Source organism: Neisseria sp. P0001.S005 (genome assembly GCF_051963715.1).
In genome coordinates this window covers 1-306 of record NZ_JBQCTZ010000912.1, presented here as the reverse complement: position 1 = coordinate 306, position 306 = coordinate 1, and the positions used below count along the sequence as shown (strand labels likewise).

General features: G+C 46.1%; 1 pseudogene. It reads right to left on the bottom strand.

The annotated features are described in order from the left end of the window. A pseudogene (locus tag ACTHSP_RS23465) lies at positions 1 to 287 on the bottom strand (IS1595 family transposase); the annotation flags it as partial. Positions 288 to 306 lie beyond the last annotated feature (19 nt).

The window sequence follows — 306 nt, the reverse complement described above, 5'->3', positions numbered from 1 at the left end:
AGAATACCAAAGACAACCACTTTTCCTGCCGCGCCGCGACCACGTCTGCCTTTACGCCGTCCGCCGAAATAGCTTTCATCCAACTCGACAGGGCCCTCAAAAACCTCATAGGCAACCAAGGCCAGATAATGGCTGATAACCATACGAATTTTGCGGTAGAACAGGATAGCGGAGTTGGGCTGAATGCCCAAAATATCGGCAGCGGAACGGGCGGTAACTTGGAGTACAAAAAATTTAAGTAGTTTCTTTTGAACTATCTTGCTTAATTTACAATTGGTTATCTGCATTTTCGTAGCCTAGCATAAC